Raw genomic sequence first — 2,761 nt, 5'->3', positions numbered from 1 at the left:
CGTCAGTAAATTGCGCCGCGCCATGTCGTACCCCGCCTGAGTCGGAATGACCCCCCAATCGGTCAGGCTAGACCCGCGCAATGGGGCAGGCATGCAAAAAGGTTATTGCAGAGTTTCAGAGACATCTCCGGCTTAGCGTTGTCTGGCGAACGAACCTTGAGGTGCCCCCAAATAGGGCCCGACGTCGCGGGCCCGTTGGAAGCGCGAAGGGTCGCCGATGGCGCTGTAGAAGGACAGGGCAGTGATCGGGCCAACTCCCGGCACTGTCAGAAGATTGGAACAAACCGGATGAGCGGCGGCCATGGTGCGAAGGCGCTTGTCCATTCCGGCAATATGCGACCGCAGGGTTTCCGCAATCGAGATCAGCGGCCTAACATCGGCATCTACATCGAGCCCGTCAGCCTTCAGACGCTCCAACTGGTCCTCGATGCCAATGGCGAGCTTACCCACCCCTGTTTTCGTTTTGAGACGCCCGCCATGCAGCCGGACGATCGACTGGAGGTGTCAGTCTAATGCGAACCGCTCTCTGGCGGGCAGGGCTATGTCAAAGAGCTGCGTGCTCTAGCCAGCAAGGTTCTGCCACTCAGTCCAGGCGGCTGAGCGGCGCTGCTTGAAGGTGGTTCTGTCGACGAGGTGGCGTTCGAGTTGGAAGTGGTTGTGCAGGCTGGCGTGAACCGAGGCGAACTTTTGTAAGCTCTTCATCTGCCGGAACCGCAGCATCGCTCGCTCGCGTCGTCGGAAGGGCAGGTGAGAGTTCTCGACCCGGTTGTTAGCCCAGCGGCCGATCTCCTGCTTGGCCTCGTTGCCAAGCTCCTTCATCGCCGCCTTGTACGAGCGCAGCCCGTCGGTAGTGATTGCCTCGGGTGAGCCATGGCGCTTCAGCGTTTTCTTCATGAAGGCGAGGGCGGCTGCCTTGTCGCGGGTCTTGGTGACGTAGCTCTCCAGGACCTCGCCCTCCTGGTCGACTGCTCGCCAGAGGTAGTGGGTCTCACCGTTGATCTTCACGTAGACCTCATCGAGGTGCCAACGCCACTGGCGATACCCGCGCATTCGGCTGACCCGCTGTTGGCGAACGTCCGCGGCGAACATCGGGCCGAACCTGTTCCACCAGAACCGCACTGTCTCGTGAGAGATGTCGATGCCGCGCTCGAAGAGCAGGTCCTCTACGTTGCGTAGTGAGAGCGGAAACCGAACGTACATGAGCACCACCAGCCGGATTACCTCGGGCGAGGAGTTGAAGCGTCGAAAGGGGCTGGGCGGCAGGGCTCGAGATTTGCGCGGCATCCGCGGCTGGTAGCAAGGGGCCGCCGGACGTGCGACGTTGGTCTGACAGACCCCTTAGGCCCCAGGAACAGACTTTTGACCAAATCTGCGATGCACGATTTTTCGGAAAGCGCCCTTGCCGACAAGGTTGCCTTGGTGACTGGGGCGAGCCAGGGCATTGGTTTCGCCATTGCCAAGTGTTTCGCAAATCAAGGAGCCTGCGTTTTCATCACTGGAAGACGCAAGAGCGAATTGGAGACGGCGGTTGCAGATATCGGCCCGCGTGCCCACGCCATCGTAGCCGATGCGGCTTCTCTCACCGATCTCGATCGCGTGATGGAGACCGTCAAGGCGGCCGCAGGCCGCCTTGACGTGCTGGTCGCAAACGCCGGGACCGGTGAGATTGCCCGGCTCTGCGACATAACCGAGCAGAGCTACGATGCGACCTTCGGGCTAAATGTGAAGGGTGTCGTGTTCACCGTTCAGAAGGCATTGCCCCTACTGTCGAACAATGCATCGGTTATCCTTGTCGGCTCCAGCGCATCGACGCGGGCCATGCCGTCGCAAAGTCTTTATGGCGCCACCAAGGCAGCGTTGCGCAGCTTAGCGCGAAGCTGGATGCTCGAACTTCGGCACCGCAACATCCGGGTCAACGTACTTAGCCCGGGTCCTGTGGAGACGCGCAGCTTGATGTCCATGGCGGCGCCGGGCGAGGAAGCCGCGCTGCTTGCCAGGATAGCAAAGGTCGTGCCCATGGGGCGGGTAGGACAATGTGAAGAGATTGCCTGCTCTGCCCTGTACCTCGCCACGAGTGCGTCCAGTTTCGTCAATGGCACAGAATTGTTTGTTGATGGAGGTCACGGGCAAGTCTGACTGTCGCACTCAAGGGCGTTTCCCCCATCAGCCTGCATCGCTCGCTACCGACAGCCTCAACGCGCGCTCATTTCTTAGGAGAGAGCGGGCTAAAGATTTCGCGGCATCCGCGCCTGCTAACAACAAGCGGCTTGGCGGCCCCCCTTGCTCTGACAAAGCCCCGGGCAACCAACCGACTTGCGCTGCCAACTGCAAAACTGCGAAGTTGCGAAACTGATCGAAAACAAAGTTTGTCCGCACGTCGGACGAAGTGCAGCCACGTCACGCCTGTGGAAGATGATCTCGATGAACCAACCTGAACCTTTTAAGCTCGAGGTCTCGGATGCTGTCCTAGACGATCTTCGAGATCGGCTCTCGAAGGTCAGGTGGCCTCAAGCCCATGACGGCCCTGCATGGGCGCTGGGGACGAGCCTGCCGTTCATGAAAACCGTACGCGATTACTGGCTCGGCCACTATGACTGGCGTGAAAACGAGAAGTGGATCAACGGATTTTCGCACCATCGTGTCAATCGGCGCGCAAACGGGGACCGGGATCGGCGTGCAATAGGGGACCAGGGTTTGATGCGCGCTTACGCCGTGGCGGGATGGCGGAGGGCGTAGCCCGGAGGCATCCCGCCACGGCGTA

The 2,761-nt window shown here is 60.4% G+C and carries 3 protein-coding genes and 1 pseudogene; 2 read left to right on the top strand and 2 right to left on the bottom strand.

From position 1 onward, the window contains the following. Nucleotides 1-165 precede the first annotated feature (165 nt). Together OLX23_RS25920 and OLX23_RS25700 are read right to left on the bottom strand one after the other, a co-directional pair. Nucleotides 166-324, bottom strand: a pseudogene (locus tag OLX23_RS25920) (transposase); the annotation flags it as partial. Nucleotides 325-561: 237 nt separating this feature from the next. Then, on the bottom strand, nt 562-1,284 hold the full coding sequence (locus tag OLX23_RS25700) for an IS6 family transposase (protein WP_264448210.1): 723 nt from the start codon (nt 1,282-1,284) through the stop codon (nt 562-564). A gap of 75 nt (nt 1,285-1,359) precedes the next feature. Here OLX23_RS25700 and OLX23_RS25695 point away from each other — a divergent pair, with 75 nt between their 5' ends. Further along, complete coding sequence (locus OLX23_RS25695; RefSeq protein ID WP_264448209.1) at nt 1,360-2,136, top strand: SDR family NAD(P)-dependent oxidoreductase; 777 nt, start codon at nt 1,360-1,362, stop codon at nt 2,134-2,136. Between the two features lie 276 nt (nt 2,137-2,412). Further along, entirely contained in the window at nt 2,413-2,736 is a 324-nt protein-coding gene (locus OLX23_RS25915; protein WP_413629944.1) for an epoxide hydrolase N-terminal domain-containing protein, read from the top strand. Nucleotides 2,737-2,761 lie beyond the last annotated feature (25 nt).

Origin of the sequence: Novosphingobium sp. JCM 18896, assembly GCF_025938095.1 — a bacterium.
Lineage (GTDB): Bacteria > Pseudomonadota > Alphaproteobacteria > Sphingomonadales > Sphingomonadaceae > Novosphingobium.
This window is presented reverse-complemented; position numbering and strand designations above follow the sequence as displayed.

Coding starts and splice junctions, on each gene's coding strand:
- OLX23_RS25915 (WP_413629944.1), top strand. CDS start 2,413: ATGATCTCGATGAACCAACCTGAACCTTTTAAGCTCGAGGTCTCGGAT.
- OLX23_RS25700 (WP_264448210.1), bottom strand. CDS start 1,284: ATGCCGCGCAAATCTCGAGCCCTGCCGCCCAGCCCCTTTCGACGCTTC.